Below are 17,895 nucleotides of genomic sequence, written 5' to 3' on the forward strand. Positions count from 1 at the left end.
CGTTCATTTCAGTCCCGACCGCACGAACGCATTGACGATGTGGCGCTGCAGCACCAGATACAGCAGCAGCACCGGCAGGCAGGCCAGACCCGCCAGCGCCATCATCGGCCCCCACTGATCGCCTTCGGTGCCCATGAAACTACGCAGTCCCAGCTGCAGCACACTGTTGGACTGACGCAGCACGACCGCGGGCCAGAAGTACTCGTTCCACGCGTTGATGAACAGCAGGATGCCGAGCGCGGCGAGCGCGGGTCGCAGGTTCGGGACCACCACGGTCCACAGGATCGACCACGACGAGCGCCCGTCGATCTTCGCGGCGGCGATGAGCTCTTTCGGGAACGCCGACATGTGCTGGCGCAACAGCAGCACCGCCAGCGCCGAGCACAGCGTCGGCAGCACGACGCCGATCAGGGTGTTGATCAGGCCCAGCTGGTTGAGCAGGATGTAGTTGGGCAGCATCGTCACCTGGAACGGCACCAGCCACACCCCGACGAACGCCAGATACAGCAGCTTCTGCAGCGGGAAGGTGTAGATGGCGAACGCGTACGACGCCAGCAACGCGATGAGCAGCTGGCCCGCCGCCGAGAGCACCGCGACGAAGAACGTGTTGGCGATCAGACCGGCGATGTCGACCTTCTGCGCCGCGTCGAGATAGTTGGCCGTCGACAGGGGCCACGGGATCGGCGACAGCGAGGTGACGTCCTCGGGTCTGCGCAGCGACGTCGCGAACAGCCAGTAGATCGGGAACACGCACACCAGCGCCGTGGCGGCGAGCAGCAGGTGGCTGCCCGCCCCGCGCAGTCGTTCAATCGTCATGGACAGCAACCTTTTCCGAGATCCAGACCAGCAGCGCGGCCACCAGACCGAAGCCGAAGAACAGCAGCACACCGGCCGCGGCGCTCAAACCGGCGTCGAAACTGTGGAAGGCGTAATCCCAGAGCAGGTAGTAGATATTGGTGGTGGCCTGCGCGGGACCGCCCTGGGTCATCGAGTCGATGAGCGGGAAAGTCAGTGTGGGACTGAGCAACACGGTTGTGAGGACGAGGAACAGCACGGTGGGCGAGAGCAGCGGCAGGGTGATCCAGCGCCGGATCTGACCGGGGGAGGCGCCGTCGACCCTGGCCGCTTCGTCGTAGTCACCGCTGATTCCGGCCAGGCCCGCCCACACCACGAGCACCGCGAAGCCGATCAGGTGCCAGGCGGTGATCGCGATGATCACGCCCTGCGCGGTCGCGGTCTCGTACACCCAGTTGCGGTCCGAACCGGTCACCTGGGCGAGGAAGCCCGTCCCCGGATGCAGCAACCAGCGCCACACCGCCGCCGCCGCGACCGGCGCGACCAGGAACGGCGCGAACACCAGTGCCTGATAGATCGTGCGTGCCCGACCGGTGACCCGTCTGCTCGCCATCGCGATCACGACCGGCAGCACCACCGTGAACGGCAACAGGCCCAGGATCAGTGTCCCGGTGCGACCGAGGGCGCCCCAGAACGCCGGAAGGTCCAGCAGCCGTTCGTAATTCGTGGTGCCCACCGGTGTCATCGGCGCGGTCGGCAGCAGGTTCCACGAGTAGGTGGACAGCTGCAGGGCCTGCACCAGCGGTTGATAGGTCCACACCACCAGTAGGAACAGCGCCGGGCTCAGATAGAGGTAGGGCGCGACGAACCGGGCCACATGGCGGCGGGTGAGGCGCCGGCGCACCGGTGTCGCCGCGACCGGCGGTACCGGCGACGCCGGCGCATCGATGACGAACATCTACCGCACCGCCGCCCGCGCGGCGACGATCGCCGCGATCTGCTCGAGCATCTCCGACTCCGGCCGGTCATAGACCTTCGGCGCCGGAGCGGCGTCGATCGCGGTGGCCAGCACTGTCGACTCCGTGACGTCGACGCGGCTGAATCCGAATCCGACGAAGCCGCGGTGCCTGCCCGCCGGTGCCATGGGGTCCACCCGGTAGGCCGTCGCGGGACCGATCCACACCGGAATCCCGGCCAGCGCCGAGGCGCCGGTGAGGTGGTTGTGTCCGCACAGGATCATCCGGACATCGGTGCCCGCCACGACCTCGGCCAGCTGCTCGGCGTCCTTGAGCCGGAGGAAGTCCAGGGTGGCCAGCGGGGAACGCAGCGGCGGATGGTGCACCACCAGCACGGTGCCGTGCGGGGCGGGGGTGCGCAGCTGCTCGGCCAGCCAGGTCAGCTGCTCCGGCTCGAGCTTGCCGTCGTGCTGGAACGGTGTGGTGCTGTCCAGCACGATGATCCGCACGCCCGCGATCTCGACACTCTGGTCGTGTGGGAGATCCGGGTCCACGGTGTCGCGGCCGAGCAGTTCGATGCCGAAGGCGGTGCGTTCGTCGTGATTGCCCATCGCGTAGACGATCTCGGCGCCGAGATCGGCCGCGACGGGCTCGACCGCGGCCCGCAACCGCCGGTAGGCCTCGGGCGAACCGTTGTCGCTGAGATCACCGGAGAAGATCAGCACGTCGACGCGCTGCCCGAATTCGCGCAGCCGGTCGAGCACCGCGGTCAGATTGGCGGCGGTGTCGACACCGTGGAGCAGTTCGCCCTCGGGCCGCAGGTGGGTGTCGGTGATCTGGACGATCGTCAGCCCGCTCATGACTTCGGCATGAGTTCGGTGCCCGCAGTGCGGGCGGCGGTGAGCGTCGACTGCGGGTCGGCGCCCTGGAACACGACGGCCTCGACGGCGTCCATCATGCCGTCGCGCATCTGCAGATAGTTGTTGCCCGGCATCGACACCCACGGCTCCATGTTCGCCAGCTGCGCGACATTCGGGCGCAGCAGCGGGTTCTGGTCGGCCCATTCCTTCAGCCCACCCGCTTCCTCGAGCAGGCCGGTCCGCAGCGGCAGGTAGCCGATGTTCTGCGCGATCTTCTTGTAGGAATCCTCGCTGGTCAGGTGCTTGATCAGTTCCCACGCGGCCCGCTGTTTCGCGGGGTCGTTGGACAGGATGTGCAGGCCCGCACCGGAATTCGTCGGGACGGCGGCTTTGCTGCCGAAACCGGGCATCGGCGCCGAACGCAGGTCCCACTTGCCCTTGGACCCGGTGACGAAAACGCTTTGCAACGCGCTGGTTTCGAGCATCATGCCGATCTCGCCGCGACCGAACGCCTCGTAGCCCTGCTTCTGATTGAGCTTGGGCATGCTGCCGCTGTTCACGAGGTTCTGCGCCATCTTGGTGACCTCGACGGCGGGCGCGTCGGCGAAGGTGAGAGTGTTGCGATCCTCGGAGATCACGCGGCCGCCGTTGGAGCGCACCAGCGACTGGAAGCACCAGTCCTTGGCGGTCTTGGTCAGGCAGTCGATGTAGACCCCGCCCTTGCCGGTGCGGTCGGCGATCGCTTTCGCGGCGGTGGTGACCTCGTCCCAGGTGGTGGGCGGCTTGGCGGGATCGAGACCGGCCTCGGCGAACAGCGACGCGTTCAGATACAGGACGGGCGTGGAGAAGACGAACGGAACGCCGTAGGTGTGGCCGTCCCAGTCGTCGAGGGTGCGGGCGCGGGGCGCGTACGCGTGGCGGGCGCCGTCGAAGTTCTGCTTCACTTCCGGTGCGCCGACCAGCTGGTCCAGCGGCTTGGCCTTGAGCTGGTGGATGGTGAAGTCCAGGTCGGAGAAGCCGAGCTGGGCGACGTCGGGCGGGGTGCCCGCCACCATCTGGTTCTGGATGCTGGAGACGGTGTCGGTGGCCGGGTTGGGGCTGTTGCCCTGCGGCTTCTGCGCGGTGACCTTGATATTGGGGTGCTTGGCGCCGAAGTCGGCGATCAGGGCGTTGAAGGTGTCGGTCCAGGCGCCCGCCACACCGTAGCTGTAGGACTCGAAAACGATCGAAACCTGTTGGTCAGCAGCCAGTTCGGGAATCTGCGCGGTAGTGGTGGCGTCGGTGGACCCGGTGGTGCCGAGGCCGCAACCGGTGAGGGCGAGGGCGGCGGTGAACACCACGCCCAGCGCGGGCAGTGTGCGTTTCATCGTGGTTCTATCCTTGTCATCGGGGTGGTGCCGAAATCAGGGGACGGGGATCGCGGCCGCGTCGACGGCCGGTTCCGCGGGGGAGCTGGGCGCTTGCCACGTCAGCCGCAGGCCGGTATCGGGGTCGAACAGGTGGATGTCGGCGGGGTCGACGCGGCAGGCGATGTCCTCGCCCACCCGGACACCGGCCGGTCGCGCCGCGCGCACGCAGAGGCCGGACTCGAGGTGCACGAGTTCTTCGCTGCCGAGGTTCTCGACCATCCGTACCCGCCCGCGGACATCGGTCGAGGTGTCGTCGATCCGCAGGCGTTCCGGGCGGATTCCGGCGACGACGGCGGTGGCGTCGCCGGAATCCTCGGCAATGTCCAGGGCGGCATCGATGCCGTCGGCCATCACCGTCATATGGCCGTCGCTCGCGGTGACGACGGCGGGGAACAGGTTCATCGGCGGCGAGCCGAGGAAGCCGGCGACGAAGGTCGAGCGCGGGCGGTCGTAGAGCTCCTCCGGGGTGCCGCACTGTTCGATGCGGCCCTGGTTGAGCAGCGCGATGCGCGTCGCCATCGTCATCGCCTCGACCTGATCGTGGGTGACGTAGAGGAAGGTCGCGCCGAGGCGCTGGTGCAGCGCGATCAGTTCGGCGCGGGTCGCGCTGCGCAGTTTCGCGTCGAGGTTCGACAGCGGTTCGTCCATCAGGAACGCGCCGGGATCGCGCACCATGGCGCGTGCCAGCGCGACTCGTTGCCGCTGTCCGCCGGACAGGGCGACCGGGCGTCGCTCCAGCAGCGCCGAGATCTCCAGCGTCGCCGACACCTCGGCGACCCGCTGCGCGATCTCCGCCCGTGGCCTGCGCCGGGCCCGCAACGGGAACCCGATATTGCGCGCCACCGAAAGATGCGGATACAGCGCGTAACTCTGGAACACCATCGCCAGATCCCGCCGCTGTGGCGCCGCGTCCGTCACGTCGACGTCGCCCACCAGAATCCGCCCCTCGCTCGGCTCCTCCAGCCCCGCGATCATCCGCAACAACGTGGACTTGCCGCAGCCACTGGGCCCCAGCAACACCATGAACTCACCATCGGCGATGTCGAGACTCACCTCGCGCACCGCGTACTCGGCATCGAACTTCTTCGACACCGCTTCGATCTGCAGTCGTGCCATGGGCCCAGTGTCGAGCCCGCCACGGCCCCCGCGCCGGGGCGATAGTGAACGTCGATCGGTCCAATCATCTCGACCCCACCGACCCACGAACCGCACCATCGGTGCTCGTCGTGGTCGTCAGTCGTTGGCGGGGTTCGGCGACGCTGTCACCGGGTGATCGGCCGATGGTGGAAAGCCCCACCGGGGCGCCGATCTACATCGTGGTGGCGGTCAGCGGCCTCAGCGCAGCCGGACCGGTAGCTCGAGTAGGCCCCGGATGAGTGTGCTGGTTTGCCAGCGGAGGTCGGCGGTGGGGGCGAGGGTCAGGTCGGGGTAGCGGTGCAGGAGTGCGGTGAAGGCGATTTCGGCTTCTACGCGGGCCAAGGGGGCGCCGACGCAGAAGTGGATGCCGTGGCCGAAGGCGAGGTGGCCGGCGGTGGGAGTGTCGGTGGCGAGGGTGTCGGGGGCGGCGAAGCGGGCGGGGTCGCGGTTGGCGGCCGAGAGGGCGACGTAGACGATCTCGCCTGCGGGGATCTCGGTGTCGCCCAGTGTGACCGGTTCCGCGGTATAGCGGGCGGTGGCCATGTCGACGGGGCCGTCGAAGCGCAGGAATTCCTCGATCGCGGCGGGGACACCGGTGGGGTCGGCGCGCAGGGCCTGCCACTGCTCGGGGTTGCGGAGCAGGGCGAGGACGCCGTTGCCGATGAGGTTCACCGTGGTCTCGTGGCCCGCGACCAGCAGCAGGAACGCCATCGACACCAGTTCCTGATCGGTGAGCCGATCGCCCTCCTCGTCCGCGAGGACCAGTTGGGACAGCAGATCCTCGGCGGGTGCGGACTGCTTGGTGCGCACCAGCTTCGCGAGATAACCGACCATCGCGGCCGACGCGGCGGGACGCTCGTCCTGCTCGCCCTCGCCCACCACCGTGACCAGGGCCTTGGTCCAGGCTTGGAAATCCGCGCGATCCTCGAACGCGACACCGAGCAGCTCGCAGATCACCGTCACCGGAAGGGGATTGGCGAAATCGTTCATCAGATCGACCTCGTCGCGATCACCCATGGCATCCAGCAGCGACGCGGTGATCTGCTCGATACGTGGTCGCAGCAGGGCGACCTGGCGGCTGGTGAAAGCCTTGTTCACGAGCTTGCGCAGGCGGGTGTGCGCGGGCGGGTCGGTGCCGAGCATATGGCTCAGGAGCGCGACGATATTCGGGTCCGTCGCCGTGGTGTCGCGCTTGGTGTGCAGGATCGCGTTGATCTGCACGGCGTCCTTGCCCAAGCGCGGGTCGGCGAGCGCGATCTTGGCTTCGGGATAGCCGACGACCACCCAGCGCACGACATCGTCGGGGAAGCGAACCCGATGGACGGGGCCCTCGGCGCGCCACCGGCGGTACTGCGCGTGCGGATCGTCGAAGAAGTCGGCGCCGATGGACTCGACAGGGGCGGAAGCGGTGAGGTCGGCCATCGAATCGACGGTACCCGCGCCGGGCCGAACGCGCATCGACCGTACACACCGGAAGCACGGAAAGCCCTGTGACGAAAACGAATTCGCGATCAGGTGGTGCGTGGCTCCGTCGTCGAGGTGCTCGACTCGACCGATGCCAGGAAATCCCGAAGGAGTTCGGTGACGGCCTCCGGTTGTTCGAGGGAACTCGAGTGACCGCACGCGGGGATCGTGTGGAGCCGGGCATGCGGGATGAGCGCGGCGATCTGGCGGGCATGCGGGAGCGGGGTGGCGGCGTCGTCCGCGCCGACGATGATCTGGGTGGGGACGGTGATCGCCGCGAGTTCGCCGTCGACGGCGCCGCGTTCGGTCACACCGTGGACGGCGTTGCGGGTGCCGATACGATCGATTCCGGCCAGGCGACGCGACCACTCGCGGACGACTTCCTTGCCGGTGCCGGAAGCCCGAAACGAGGGGCCGAACAGGTGCGTGGCCACCCGGCCGGCGATGGGGCGGATGCCGAGCCAGCGCAGCGCCAGGGCCAGCCGGTGGTATTCGCCGATCTTGGCGGGATCCTCGGCCTGAGCGCTGGTGTCGAGAAGCGTGAGCGATCGCAGGAGTTCGCCGTGCCTGGCGGCCAGTCGTTGGCCGACGAAGCCGCCCATGGACAGTCCGACCCAGTGCACGGGGCCCGCGTCGAGAGCGCGGATCACCCCCACCGCGTCGGCAGCGAGAGTGTCCATGTCATAGCCGCCGGCCGTGGGTGGGGTATCGCCCTGACCGCGCCAGTCGAGGGTGACGCACCGGTAGTCGCCTTGCAGGGCCTCGAGCTGGGCGCGAAACATCCAGCCACCGAACAACAATCCGTGGCCGAAGACCACGGTGGCGGCGTCGGGTGTGCCCGAGGGAGCGCCGGTGTCGGTATAGGAGATCGGAACATCGTCGAGAGTGATGATCGGCATGGGGTCGCTCGCCGCCGGTGCTCAGGCCGCCGCGAGGCGAACGTTGCGCATCGTCACCAGCGCAGTGGCACACAGGATTTCGCCGGATTCCTCCACCGAGAACACGTCGGCGGCGGCGATCGTGAGCAGTGCGCCCGGCTTGATCACCCGGCCGCGGGCGACCACGTTCGGCCCTTTGGCGGGCGCGAGAATCTTCACGGTGTAGTCGATGGTCATGTTCACCCAGCCTGCGGGCAGCAGCGTGCCCGCGGCCGAGCCGGCGGCGAAATCGGCGAGCGAGCCGAGAACGCCGCCCTGGAAATAGCCGTCGTGCTGGGTGAGTTCGCGCCGGTGTGGTTGCACGATCTCGACGTCGCCGGGCTCGACCCGGCTGAAGTGGAAACCCAGGTGCGCGGCGGCGGGCATGGACAGCACGACGCTGGGGACCAGCTGTGCGAAGTCGGGATTGGGGGCCTGTGCTGCGGTCATCGGCTCAGTCCTCTGCTCGGCAGCGGCGCGGCGTCGCCGCTGCTCCTGCGGCGAATCCTGCCCGCTGACGGCGCGCGGGAACAGCCCATCGCGGAAATTTCGCCTGCTGTTGGGAGTCCGGAAAGAGTTCGGCCGGGCGAGTGGCGCGTTCACCCGCCCGGCCGAGCGTTCAGCGAGTTCCGGCGTGCAGGACCACTTTGCCGTTGCGGCCGGGAGTTTCGGACACCACCGCGGCCTCGGCGGCCTGCGCGAGCGCGAAATCGGCCTGGACATCCAGTCGCAGGGTGCCGTCGGCGGCGAGGGTGACGAGTTCGGTGATCAACCGCACGTAGTCGGCCCGGTCGATGTCGGAACTGCGCTGCTGGCCCCAGAATCCTTTCACCACAGCCTGTTTGAAGATGACGGCGCCGGTGTCGATGATCAGCGGTTTGCCTGACAGCGCGCCGAAGGAGATCAGTTCACCGCGCGGGGCGAGCAGCGCCATCAGATCACCCGCGGCTGGACCGCTGACCTGGTCGACGGCGCGCACGATCGGTTCGCCACCGGTGATGTCGGCCCCCGTGGCGAGCCAGCCCACCGATTCGGTGTCGAGCACGGGACCGTAGCCGAGCTTTTCCAGCGCCTGCACCGACGACTGGCCGCGGACCAGGCTCAGCACCCGCACTCCGCGTTCCTTCGCGAACAGGTTGAGCAGGCGACCGACCGCGCCGTTGGCGGCGTTAACGACGATCCACTCACCGGCCCGCACCTGGAGATCGTCGAGCAGCATCAGGGCGCTCAGCGGCATGGCGAGCAGCTGGCAGGCGGTCTCGTCGGGCACGGAATCCGGCATCGGCACCGCTTGTTCGGCGCGGGCGACGAAGGAATCCGCCCAGGCGCCACGGACGCCGGCGATCGCCACCCGCTGACCGACCTGAAGTGCGTCGACACCGGGGCCGACCGCGTCGACGACGCCGGCCGCCTCGGTTCCGGGGATCGCGGGCAGCGGCGGCCGATAGCCGTAGACGCCGCGGATGATCGCCAGATCGTGGTTGTGGATCGGCGACAGCGACATCGCGATCCGCACCTCACCCGCCCCGGGCTCGGGGGTGGGCGCCTGCTGTGCGGTGAGCACATCCTTCGGTTCGCCGAATTCATCGATGACAACTGCCTGCATGTCCGCCTCCGTGGTGGTTGCGAGTCCCTGCCGAGCGTGATCGTGCTCCATTGTGGCACCGTGACGGGCGTGGGTGGCTCAGGGATGCCCATGGTCGGACCCGGCTGTCAATACCTCGCAGGGCTGAGAGCGGGTCACTCCGACAGGGCCTGAAAATAGCTCGCACGGTGGACGAATGTGACCGGGTGGCGTGCGTACCCTCGGTGCATGGCAGACGCGCTCGGAACACGCTCGCCCGCAGTGCGATCCGGATCGCGGATCGCCGAGGTCGACATCCTGCGTGGGTTCGCCCTGTTCGGGATCCTGATCACCAACGTGGTCGTGGCGACCTCGCTGTGGTCGGTGGTAGGCACGCGCGAGGATCCGGTACTGCGCTTCGGCGGCACCGTCGATCTGCTGGTACGGGCCACCGTCGACGCGCTGTTCGCCGGGCGGTTCTACCTGCTGTTCGCGTTTCTGTTCGGGTACTCGTTCACGTTGCAGATCGCGGCGGCCCAGCGGGCGGGGGCCTCGCCGGTGCGGCGGTTGCTGCGGCGGTGTGCCGCGCTGATGGCGATCGGACTCGTCCACGTCTACCTGCTGTGGATCGGCGACATCCTCACCCTGTACGCGTTCCTGTGCCTGACCCTCATCGCGCTGCGCAAATTGCGGCCGCGGACCGCGGTGATCACCGGTGTGGTGCTGTACGCGACGTGGTCGGCGTGGAGCTTCCTGCCCGGCAGTACCGGTCTTCTCGCCTTCGGCGAGCTCGTCGACCTGCCCGCGATATCGGCCGACTACACCGCGGACTTCGCATCGACGTTCTCCGCGCAGACGGCCATCGCGCCGGTGTTCCTGTTGCTGATCTGGTTCAGTCAGGGCATACCGAGCCTGGCGATGTTCCTGATCGGCATGGCGGCGGGCAAACGCAACCTGTTCGCGGATCCGGATACGCTGCGCCGCTGGTCCTTTCGCGCACTCGTGATCGGCTTCGGCATCGGTGTTCCGATCTCGGCGATGACCTTCGCCGAGTCGATGACCTGGTGGCACGCCCCCGCGGTGATCCACGGCCTGCAAATGCTGGTGAACCCGTTCATGACGTTCGCCTATGTCGCCGCTGTCCTGCTCGCCGCGCAGTCCGCACGCCTGGGCCGCTGCACCGCCCTGCTCGCCCCGGCCGGGCGCATGGCCGCCACCAACTACATCGGGCAATCCGTGGTGCTGATGCTCGTCTACACCGGATACGGCCTAGCCCTCGCCGATGACATCGCACCCCTGGGCGTCATCGCGATCGCCCTGCTCACCTTCGCCGCCCAGCTCGCGTTCAGCGCCTGGTGGCTGCGCGGTCATTCGTACGGCCCGGTGGAGTGGTTGCTCCGCGCCGCGACCTACCTGACCGTCCCAACGTGGCGTCGCCCCGTACAGAACGCTGCGCCCGGCGTCTGAGGCGCCGATTCGGCGCTCTACCGTCTGGGGGACGGCGATATTCTCACGCTGTACGCGGCCTTGGGCCTGGTCTTGATCGCGATTCGCACGCTCGGTCTGCGTTCGGCCGCCCCCGCGGACCGCTCCTGCCTGGCGTCGCCCGGTGTCAGTCGGCGGTGCGCGGCGGGCGGTGGAACTCCGCCCGCCAGCGGTGCAGACCTGAGGCGTCGGCACGAGAGACGGTTTCTACCCGGACCGGGGTCAGGTCGGAGGCGGTGAAAGAGTCGATGTCGGCGCGAGTGAGCGGCCAGGGCGGGCCGGCGGTCGCGGGGGTCTGGCTGATGTCGGCGATCACGAGCAGGGTCGCGCCGGGTGCGAGGAGGTCTCGGATACCGGTGATGGCGTGGGTGCGAACGTCCAGGGGCAGGGATTGAACGGTGATCGACTCGACGACCAGGTCGAAGGCGTGGAGCCAGGTCGGCGGCGGGTGGAGGAGGTCGGCAACCTTGTAGGTGACGGGGGAATGCGGGAATCGGGCACGGGCGCCACGGATCGCGGTGGGGGAGATGTCGAAGGCCGTGGTTCGGATACCTTGGGAGGCAACGAATTCGGCGTCGATACCGTATCCGCAGCCGATCACCACGGCCCGCGCTCCCTGAGGCAGGGTGGCGGTGCGGAGCCAGTCGACCAGCAGGGGATTGGGGACGTCGCGATCCCACGGAACCACCGAGGTCCCCGCGGCGGCCTCGGCGTAGAGCGGTTCGAACCATCCGGTCGGATCGTTCGCGGCCAGCGACTGAGCGGCGAGGCGACGATCGGCGGGCGGCTGCGCGTCGGTCATAGGTCCAGTCTTCACCACCGACCCTCGCCCCGTCGTCCGACATTCGGGGACGCGCCCGACGACCGGTGAGCTGGTCGGTTGATCATCAGGCCCGGGTACCGGAGATTCCGGCCGGATCACCACCGCCGGAGCCCGATGATCTCGACCTGTCAGGGGATCAACACGACTTTGCCTGTGGTGGAGCGGGATTCGAGAGCGTGGTGGGCGGTGGCGGCCTCGGCCAGTGGGAATTCGGTCACTGCGGGACGGAACAAGCCGGTGCCCGCGCCGGCCAGGGCGCGTTCGGACAGGACCCGCAGGTCACCGCCCGCCCGCTGGATCATCGGCGGGCCGAGCACGGTTTCGGAGGTGATGCCGCGCGCGGCGGTGTCCACCTGTGCCGGAGCGCCCGCCGACCAGCCGAAAACCAGGTGGGCGCCGCCGGGGCCGAGCAGGTCTACGGCGGCTTCGGCGACCGGCCCGCCGACGCCGTCGAACACGACGGTCGCGGCTCGGCCGCCCAGCTGGGCGCGTACCTTCGCCGGCCAATCCGGCAGTGTGTAGTCGACTGCGATATCGGCGCCGTTGGCTCGCGCCATCGCCACCTTGTCCGGTCCACCCGCGAGCCCGACCACTGTGGCGCCCGCGGCGACGGCGTACTGGACCAGCAGGGTGCCGATCCCGCCGGCCGCCGCGGTCACCACCGCGATGCTGTCGGCATCGAGTTCGGTGAACTGGAGAATGCCCAGCGCCGTGCGACCGGTGCCGACCATCGCGACGGCGGCGCTGAAGCTCACGCCGTCCGCAACGGCAAGGAGGCGTTCGGCTTCGGTGACCGCGAGCTCGGCATAGCCGCCGGGTGCGGTGCCCAGGTGGGCGACGACACGCGTACCGAGCAGGGCACCGTCGACACCGTCGCCGACACGGTCCACGACTCCGGCGACCTCGCGGCCGGGGACCGTCGGTAGCTCGGGTACCGGGTACGGGCCCGGCTCACCACGGCGTAACGCGGTGTCGACGAGGTGGACCCCGCAGGCCGCCACGTCGATGCGGACCTGACCCGGACCCGGTGCCGGATCCGGCATCGACGCGTAGCGCAGGTTCTCGGCGGGACCGAACTCGTGGAGCTGAATCGCATTCATGACGTCAGTGTTCAACCTGAACGGTGCTCGAGGTCAAGCGCGACGGGCGGCCCGTGCGGCGAAACCGTCGCACAGCGCTTCGAGGCCGAGGAACAGCAGGTCCTCGGAGGTCAGGTCGCTCACCCCGGCGCCCTCGAGCTCGGCCAGCGCCGGCGGGACGGGGAAGGAGGGTGTGCCCTCGAGGAGATCGCGCAGTCCGTTGGTGTCGTCGGTGGCGGTGCGCTTCTCGGCGAGCAGTGCGCCGCCGACCACCGGCAAGCTGGCGCCGGAGATGTAGTTCCAGACGGAGAATCCCATCGTGGTGGCCTCGCGGGCGGTCACGTCGAGTTCGCGCAGGCCTTCGACCAGCCATGCCAGGCTGTTGAGGCCTTGCGGGCCGAAGCTGTAGCGGGGGACCGCGAAAGTGAGCAGCACCCACGGATGCTGCTGATAGAGCTCCCAATCGATCTCCGCGGCGATGCGCACCCGGTCGCGCCACGTCCACCCGCGACCGGCGGGATCGGGGTAGGGGTGCCGGGCGGCGATCTCGTCGGTCATGGCCGCGATGAGTTCGTCCTTGTTCGCCACGTGCCGGTACAGCGACATGGTGCCCACATCGAGGCGGTCGGCGATGCGGCGCATCGATACCGCGTCGAGTCCGTCGGCGTCGGCGAGGGCGATCGCGGCGTCGACGATCGCGGTGCGGGTGAGCTTCGTCTCGGTCATCCCATGACTCGTTTTCGTAATACAAGCTTCATGCGTACACTGTACCCAGCTCGCGCGTACGGCGTACGCACAACCTCGGAAGGATGTCGGAATGACGAAGCTGGAACCGGCGGTGCCCACCGCAGTCGCCGGTGGACGCCGCGCATGGCTCGGATTGGGCGTGCTGCTGCTGCCGGTGCTGCTGGTGTCGATGGACATCTCGGTGCTCTTCCTTGCCATGCCGACCCTCACGGCCGACCTGGATCCCACCGCGTCGCAACAACTCTGGATCCTCGACATCTACGGGTTCATGCTCGCCGGTCTGCTCATCACCATGGGCAACCTCGGCGACCGGATCGGCCGACGCAACATCCTGCTCGCCGGCGCCGCCATCTTCGGCGTCGCGTCGGTGCTCGCCGCGTTCGCCCCCACCGCGCCGATCCTCATCGCGGCCCGCGTACTCATGGGCATCGGCGGGGCGACGCTGCTGCCGTCGAGCCTGGCGCTGATCTCCACCCTGTTCCCCGACACCCGGCAACGGGCCACCGCGATCGGGATCTGGACCGCGTTCTTCGCCGGTGGTTCGGCGGTCGGGCCGATCATCGGCGGCGTCCTGCTGCACCACTTCTGGTGGGGTTCGGTATTCCTGATCAACATCCCGGTCCTGGCGATCCTGCTGATCTTCGGGCCGATCCTGCTGCCCGAACATCGCTCCGCGGCCCTGGGGCCGATCGATCTGCCCAGCGTCGCGCTGTCGATCGGCGGCATCCTGCCGTTGATCTACGGCATCAAACACATCGCCGCCGAAGGCCTGGACGCGGTGTCGCTGGTGATCGCGATGATCGGCGTCGGGCTGCTCGTGCTGTTCGTGCGCAGGCAGCGTCATCTCGCGGAACCGCTACTCGACCTGTCGTTGTTCACGCGGCCGCTGTTCCGGGTGGCGATCGGGGCCAGCATGGCGGGCATGATGTCGCTCGCCGCGCTGAGCTACCTGACCAGCATCTACCTGCAGTCGGTCACCGGGCGTGACCCGCTGGCCGCCGCGCTGCTCGGCATTCCGATGGCGATCGCGGTGTTCGTGTGCTCGATGAGCGGCGCGCGCCTGGGGCTGCGGCTCGGCGTGCGGGCGACGTTCACCCTCGCGCTGCTGCTGTCGGCGATCGGCAACCTGATGTTGCTCGGCGTCGGTGTCGACGGCGGCCTCGGCTGGTACATCGCGGGCTCGGTGATCGCCGGTATCGGGTACGGCTTCTCGTTCACCCTGGTGTCGGATGTCGCGGTGTCGGCGGTGCCCGCCGAGCGGGCGGGTTCGGCGGTCGGGATCTCCGAAACGAGTTTCGAACTCGGCAACGCGCTCGGTCTCGCCCTGCTCGGCTCGGTGGCCGCGCTGGTGTTCCGTTCCGGCGGCGACTTCGGCGAGACCCTGGGCGACACTCTCCTGGAGTCCGCCGGCGACGACGGGCTGATCCACGCGGCCCGCGAATCCTTCGTCAGCGGCATGCACGTCGCGACCGCGGGCGGCGCACTGCTGCTGATCGCGATGGCGGTACTGGCCTGGCGCTCTGCCCGCACCGGCTCGGCGGCCACCGAGGCGCGCTGAAGCACCCGCGGCTGATCGGCGAGCACGACCACCGGCCGGGGTGATGACCGCCACGGTGTGCCCTGCTGATCGCCCTCACCGGGCAGACGTCCAGGTTCGTTGCATAGGATCGGCGGATGCGAAACGAGGGTGCGACAGGACTGGCGACCTTGCTCGCCCTGGCCGATTCGCGCCTGCCCATCGGTGGACACGTGCACTCCGGCGGCGTCGAGGAAGCGGTGTCGTCGGGGTTGCTGCGCGACAACGCGAGCGTGGAGCGGTATCTGCGGCGCCGGATCTCCACCTCGGGACTGGTCACGGCATCGCTGGCCGCCGCGGTGTGCGGCGGGGTGCTCACGCCCGAACGCGCCGAGCTCGAAGCCGACGCTCGTACGCCGTCACCCGCCGCGCGAACGGCGTCGCGCGCGCAAGGCCGTGGGCTGCTCCGCCTGGCCAAACAGCTGTGGCCGCACCATGATTGGGCCGCGGTAGGCCCGCGCCCGCACCTGTCGACGGTGTTCGGCATGGTCGGCGCCGCGAGCGGAGCGAGCACCGAACAGCTGGCGGGCGTGGTCGTCTACACGACGCTCACCGGCGCCGCCACCGCCGCGCAACGACTGCTCGCCCTCGATCCCGCGGCCATCGCCGCGAGCACCGTGCGCCTGGCGCCGCTGTGCGACCGGATCGCCGCCGAGGCCGCCGTCGGCCTCGCCGCCCTGTCCGATCCGCTGCAGGACGCGCTCGCCGAACGTCACCTCCATCGCGACATGCCGTTGTTCGCGTCCTGACCCCCGTGATTCCGAGAAGAATGGAGCCCCCATGCCTCCCCATCTGATCGATGGCGAACCGCACGATCACAGCCACGACCGGCCCAAGCGCAACCGCACGGCCGGTGAAGCGCTGCGCATCGGCATCGGTGGACCCGTCGGCTCCGGCAAGACCGCGCTGGTGGCGGCCCTGTGCAGGCAGCTGCGCGACGAGCTGTCCCTCGCGGTGCTGACCAACGACATCTACACCACCGAGGACGCGGACTTCCTGCGCCGCCACGCCGTGCTGCCCGATGAGCGGATCACCGCCGTACAGACCGGTGGCTGCCCGCACACCGCCATCCGCGACGACATCACCGCCAACCTCGACGCCATCGACGATCTCGTCGCGGCCAATCCGCCGCTGGACCTGATCCTGGTGGAATCCGGCGGCGACAATCTCACGGCCACCTTCTCGTCCGGTCTGATCGATGTGCAGATCTTCGTCGTCGACGTGGCAGGCGGCGACAAGGTGCCGCGCAAGGGCGGCCCCGGCGTCACCTTCTCCGACCTGCTCGTGGTGAACAAGACCGACCTCGCCCCGCTGGTCGGCGCCGACCTCGGTGTGATGGAGCGCGACGCCGCCAAGGTCCGCGACGGCCGCCCCACCGCCCTGGTCTCGCTGACCGACGACCCGGCCGCCACCCCGGTCCTGGCCTGGGTGCGCGAGCAGCTGCGGGTCGCCGCCGACCAGGACGCGGCCACCGGCGTTGCGCACTGAACTGAGCATCGTCGCCGCACCGGGCAGGCTGCCCCGCATCGACGCGATCGGCGGCCTGGCCGGGCGGCACACCGGTATCGACACCGTGCACCTGATCGGTACCGCGGCGACCCCGCTCGGCGGGGACGAACTCGACATCACCATCGTCGTGCGGGCCGGCGCGCGGCTGGTGGTTCGTTCGGTGGCGGCGACGATCGCCCTGCCGGGCACGGGCACCATGGTGTCGCACGCGCACTGGCGTTTCGACATCGGCGAAGGCGCCGAACTGGATTTCGATCCGGAACCCACGATCGTGGCCGGTGGCGCACACCATCATGTGGTGACCACGGTCCAGGTGGCGCCCGACGCGCGGCTGCGGCTGCGGGAACGGGTGCAGGTGGGCCGCAGCGGCGAGGACGGCGGTGGGTGGCGCGGTGATCTGCTGGCCGACCTGGGCGAGGTGCCGTTGCTTCGGCACCGGCTCGAGCTCGGAGCGGGTTCGTCGACCGACGATCGGCTGAGCGGGGCCCGTGCGCTCGACAGCGAATTGGTCTACCCGGACCATCGTCCTGCCTGGTCGGGCAGCGTGGACGAGGTTCGGCTCCCGCTGGCCGCGGGCGGCTCGCTCGCCACCCGCACGAGCAGCCGCCTGCGCGCGCTCGCGTTCGCGCCCGGATAGCTCACGAAAAGGCGGTGGGAGCCGGGCAGCAAGAGCCCGACTCCCACCGCTGGGAATTCGATCAAGCGTTGACGAGCCCGGCGTCGCTGTCGGCGGCCTCGGGGGCCATCCCCCGCGGCGGCGCGAGGAAACCGCTCGCCGCACCCACCGCCGCACCGATACCGGCGCCGACGACCGTGACGGGGATCGACACGGCCATGTACGCGGCCATGCCGCCCAGGATCGGACCCGCGACCAAACCGATCGGCACGAACGGGATTCCGGCGACGAGCCCCGCCAACGCGCCACCCGTGCTCGCCATCATCGCGAACGGGATCGCCACGGTGGAACCGACCGCCGCACCCCTGGCCGCCGAACCGAGGGTCTCGGACGCGATCCGGTCCGAGCGGCTGCGCTCGAGCCCGACCGAGTCGAGGAACGTCGCCAGGTTCGCCTCGGTGTTGGCCGCGGCGTCGTTGATCTGGATCGAGGTGTCCACCGGCACGAAGTCCGGCACCGGAACCTGCTGGTCACCGAAGCGGAACTGGCCCGGCGGCGGCAGGATCGGCGGTACCGGCGCGACCGCGGTCGGTGCGTGCAGCGGTCCCACCGGGGACAGGTAATCCATTTCCGGCCCCGTCCGCGACCACTGCAGCGAGCTGCGGGTGTTCGCGGGCATCGGCTGCCCCACGTACGGGGTGGCGTTGGGCGCCACCGCGTCGAACTCCGGTCCGGCCTGATGCTCGGGCTGGGTCACCGCCGCCTGCGCGGGATCGGCATTCGCGGTGCCCGTGCCGATCAGGGCCATGACCAGGGGTACCGCTCCGGCTGCGACGACCGAACCTACCTTCTGTCGCTGCAAGTTCGGCGCCCTGTGTTTCCCCGTCGCCATAGATCACCTTTCATCCTGGGGATTGGTCACACATATGACCTCCGACATTCGGACCGGTGCCCGACT

At 69.2% G+C, this 17,895-nt stretch carries 18 protein-coding genes; 5 read left to right on the forward strand and 13 right to left on the reverse strand.

All coding sequences use genetic code 11. The features are described 5' to 3' along the window. Positions 1-3 precede the first annotated feature (3 nt). From ACWGCN_RS08255 to ACWGCN_RS08295, 9 genes are all read right to left on the reverse strand, one after another. Positions 4-816, reverse strand: a complete 813-nt coding sequence (locus ACWGCN_RS08255) for a carbohydrate ABC transporter permease (protein ID WP_378988397.1) — start codon at positions 814-816, stop codon at positions 4-6. Continuing rightward, positions 806-1,753 carry a carbohydrate ABC transporter permease gene (locus ACWGCN_RS08260; RefSeq protein WP_452459917.1) on the reverse strand — a complete coding sequence of 316 codons (948 nt, stop codon included), beginning with the start codon at positions 1,751-1,753 and terminating at the stop codon, positions 806-808. The genes ACWGCN_RS08255 and ACWGCN_RS08260 overlap by 11 nt, the downstream gene beginning before the upstream one ends. After that, positions 1,754-2,611, reverse strand: coding sequence for a metallophosphoesterase (locus ACWGCN_RS08265; RefSeq protein ID WP_452459918.1), 858 nt, complete (start codon positions 2,609-2,611; stop codon positions 1,754-1,756). It lies immediately after the preceding gene. Then, the gene (locus ACWGCN_RS08270) at positions 2,608-3,978 is read right to left on the reverse strand and encodes an ABC transporter substrate-binding protein (RefSeq protein WP_378988390.1); all 1,371 of its coding nucleotides are present in this window, start codon (positions 3,976-3,978) and stop codon (positions 2,608-2,610) included. The genes ACWGCN_RS08265 and ACWGCN_RS08270 overlap by 4 nt, the downstream gene beginning before the upstream one ends. Positions 3,979-4,014: 36 nt before the next feature. Continuing rightward, on the reverse strand, positions 4,015-5,136 hold the full coding sequence (locus ACWGCN_RS08275; RefSeq protein ID WP_452459919.1) for an ABC transporter ATP-binding protein: 1,122 nt from the start codon (positions 5,134-5,136) through the stop codon (positions 4,015-4,017). 219 nt (positions 5,137-5,355) lie between these two features. Further along, entirely contained in the window at positions 5,356-6,579 is a 1,224-nt protein-coding gene (locus ACWGCN_RS08280; protein ID WP_452449399.1) for a cytochrome P450 family protein, read from the reverse strand. An 89-nt stretch (positions 6,580-6,668) separates the two neighbouring features. Next, complete coding sequence (locus tag ACWGCN_RS08285; RefSeq protein WP_452459920.1) at positions 6,669-7,520, reverse strand: alpha/beta fold hydrolase; 852 nt, start codon at positions 7,518-7,520, stop codon at positions 6,669-6,671. Between the two features lie 21 nt (positions 7,521-7,541). Next, complete coding sequence (locus ACWGCN_RS08290) at positions 7,542-7,988, reverse strand: PaaI family thioesterase (RefSeq protein ID WP_378988382.1); 447 nt, start codon at positions 7,986-7,988, stop codon at positions 7,542-7,544. Positions 7,989-8,157: 169 nt separating this feature from the next. Continuing rightward, positions 8,158-9,144: a zinc-binding dehydrogenase gene (locus ACWGCN_RS08295; protein WP_378988380.1), complete on the reverse strand. Its 987-nt coding sequence runs from the start codon at positions 9,142-9,144 to the stop codon at positions 8,158-8,160. A gap of 207 nt (positions 9,145-9,351) precedes the next feature. Between ACWGCN_RS08295 and ACWGCN_RS08300 the strand changes: the two genes are divergently transcribed. Next, on the forward strand, positions 9,352-10,569 hold the full coding sequence (locus ACWGCN_RS08300) for a DUF418 domain-containing protein (RefSeq protein ID WP_452459921.1): 1,218 nt from the start codon (positions 9,352-9,354) through the stop codon (positions 10,567-10,569). 145 nt (positions 10,570-10,714) lie between these two features. Here ACWGCN_RS08300 and ACWGCN_RS08305 read toward each other — a convergent pair whose 3' ends face one another. From ACWGCN_RS08305 to ACWGCN_RS08315, 3 genes are all read right to left on the reverse strand, one after another. Further along, on the reverse strand, positions 10,715-11,389 hold the full coding sequence (locus tag ACWGCN_RS08305) for a class I SAM-dependent methyltransferase (protein ID WP_378988376.1): 675 nt from the start codon (positions 11,387-11,389) through the stop codon (positions 10,715-10,717). A 149-nt stretch (positions 11,390-11,538) separates the two neighbouring features. Then, positions 11,539-12,510, reverse strand: a complete 972-nt coding sequence (locus ACWGCN_RS08310) for a zinc-binding dehydrogenase (RefSeq protein WP_452528995.1) — start codon at positions 12,508-12,510, stop codon at positions 11,539-11,541. 33 nt (positions 12,511-12,543) lie between these two features. Beyond that, the gene (locus tag ACWGCN_RS08315) at positions 12,544-13,215 is read right to left on the reverse strand and encodes a TetR/AcrR family transcriptional regulator (protein WP_452460453.1); all 672 of its coding nucleotides are present in this window, start codon (positions 13,213-13,215) and stop codon (positions 12,544-12,546) included. 91 nt (positions 13,216-13,306) lie between these two features. On the opposite strand from ACWGCN_RS08315, the gene ACWGCN_RS08320 reads away from it, so the two are divergent. The 4 genes from ACWGCN_RS08320 to ACWGCN_RS08335 all read left to right on the forward strand — a co-directional run bounded on the left by ACWGCN_RS08320 (position 13,307) and on the right by ACWGCN_RS08335 (position 16,958). Continuing rightward, on the forward strand, positions 13,307-14,794 hold the full coding sequence (locus ACWGCN_RS08320) for an MFS transporter (protein ID WP_387443159.1): 1,488 nt from the start codon (positions 13,307-13,309) through the stop codon (positions 14,792-14,794). 116 nt (positions 14,795-14,910) lie between these two features. After that, entirely contained in the window at positions 14,911-15,561 is a 651-nt protein-coding gene (locus ACWGCN_RS08325) for an urease accessory protein UreF (protein WP_452460454.1), read from the forward strand. 31 nt (positions 15,562-15,592) lie between these two features. Continuing rightward, positions 15,593-16,300: an urease accessory protein UreG gene (gene ureG, locus ACWGCN_RS08330; protein ID WP_378988366.1), complete on the forward strand. Its 708-nt coding sequence runs from the start codon at positions 15,593-15,595 to the stop codon at positions 16,298-16,300. Beyond that, positions 16,290-16,958: an urease accessory protein UreD gene (locus ACWGCN_RS08335; protein WP_449965663.1), complete on the forward strand. Its 669-nt coding sequence runs from the start codon at positions 16,290-16,292 to the stop codon at positions 16,956-16,958. Before ureG ends, ACWGCN_RS08335 begins: the two co-directional genes overlap by 11 nt. A 61-nt stretch (positions 16,959-17,019) precedes the next feature. Here the strand turns inward: ACWGCN_RS08335 and ACWGCN_RS08340 are convergent, their stop codons facing one another. Then, positions 17,020-17,745 carry a hypothetical protein gene (locus tag ACWGCN_RS08340; protein ID WP_452528996.1) on the reverse strand — a complete coding sequence of 242 codons (726 nt, stop codon included), beginning with the start codon at positions 17,743-17,745 and terminating at the stop codon, positions 17,020-17,022. Positions 17,746-17,895 lie beyond the last annotated feature (150 nt).

The sequence above is a fragment of the Nocardia sp. NPDC055050 genome (assembly GCF_053608345.1).

Bases quoted from the DNA above. Each gene is read 5' to 3' on its own strand.
- ACWGCN_RS08310 (WP_452528995.1), bottom strand. From the start codon at position 12,510: ATGAATGCGATTCAGCTCCACGAGTTCGGTCCCGCCGAGAACCTGCGC.
- ACWGCN_RS08255 (WP_378988397.1), bottom strand. From the start codon at position 816: ATGACGATTGAACGACTGCGCGGGGCGGGCAGCCACCTGCTGCTCGCC.
- ACWGCN_RS08320 (WP_387443159.1), top strand. From the start codon at position 13,307: ATGACGAAGCTGGAACCGGCGGTGCCCACCGCAGTCGCCGGTGGACGC.
- ACWGCN_RS08280 (WP_452449399.1), bottom strand. From the start codon at position 6,579: ATGGCCGACCTCACCGCTTCCGCCCCTGTCGAGTCCATCGGCGCCGAC.
- ureG (WP_378988366.1), top strand. From the start codon at position 15,593: ATGCCTCCCCATCTGATCGATGGCGAACCGCACGATCACAGCCACGAC.
- ACWGCN_RS08270 (WP_378988390.1), bottom strand. From the start codon at position 3,978: ATGAAACGCACACTGCCCGCGCTGGGCGTGGTGTTCACCGCCGCCCTC.
- ACWGCN_RS08300 (WP_452459921.1), top strand. From the start codon at position 9,352: ATGGCAGACGCGCTCGGAACACGCTCGCCCGCAGTGCGATCCGGATCG.
- ACWGCN_RS08285 (WP_452459920.1), bottom strand. From the start codon at position 7,520: ATGCCGATCATCACTCTCGACGATGTTCCGATCTCCTATACCGACACC.
- ACWGCN_RS08325 (WP_452460454.1), top strand. From the start codon at position 14,911: ATGCGAAACGAGGGTGCGACAGGACTGGCGACCTTGCTCGCCCTGGCC.
- ACWGCN_RS08340 (WP_452528996.1), bottom strand. From the start codon at position 17,745: ATGGCCCTGATCGGCACGGGCACCGCGAATGCCGATCCCGCGCAGGCG.
- ACWGCN_RS08275 (WP_452459919.1), bottom strand. From the start codon at position 5,136: ATGGCACGACTGCAGATCGAAGCGGTGTCGAAGAAGTTCGATGCCGAG.
- ACWGCN_RS08315 (WP_452460453.1), bottom strand. From the start codon at position 13,215: ATGACCGAGACGAAGCTCACCCGCACCGCGATCGTCGACGCCGCGATC.
- ACWGCN_RS08290 (WP_378988382.1), bottom strand. From the start codon at position 7,988: ATGACCGCAGCACAGGCCCCCAATCCCGACTTCGCACAGCTGGTCCCC.
- ACWGCN_RS08295 (WP_378988380.1), bottom strand. From the start codon at position 9,144: ATGCAGGCAGTTGTCATCGATGAATTCGGCGAACCGAAGGATGTGCTC.
- ACWGCN_RS08305 (WP_378988376.1), bottom strand. From the start codon at position 11,389: ATGACCGACGCGCAGCCGCCCGCCGATCGTCGCCTCGCCGCTCAGTCG.
- ACWGCN_RS08260 (WP_452459917.1), bottom strand. From the start codon at position 1,753: ATGTTCGTCATCGATGCGCCGGCGTCGCCGGTACCGCCGGTCGCGGCG.
- ACWGCN_RS08265 (WP_452459918.1), bottom strand. From the start codon at position 2,611: ATGAGCGGGCTGACGATCGTCCAGATCACCGACACCCACCTGCGGCCC.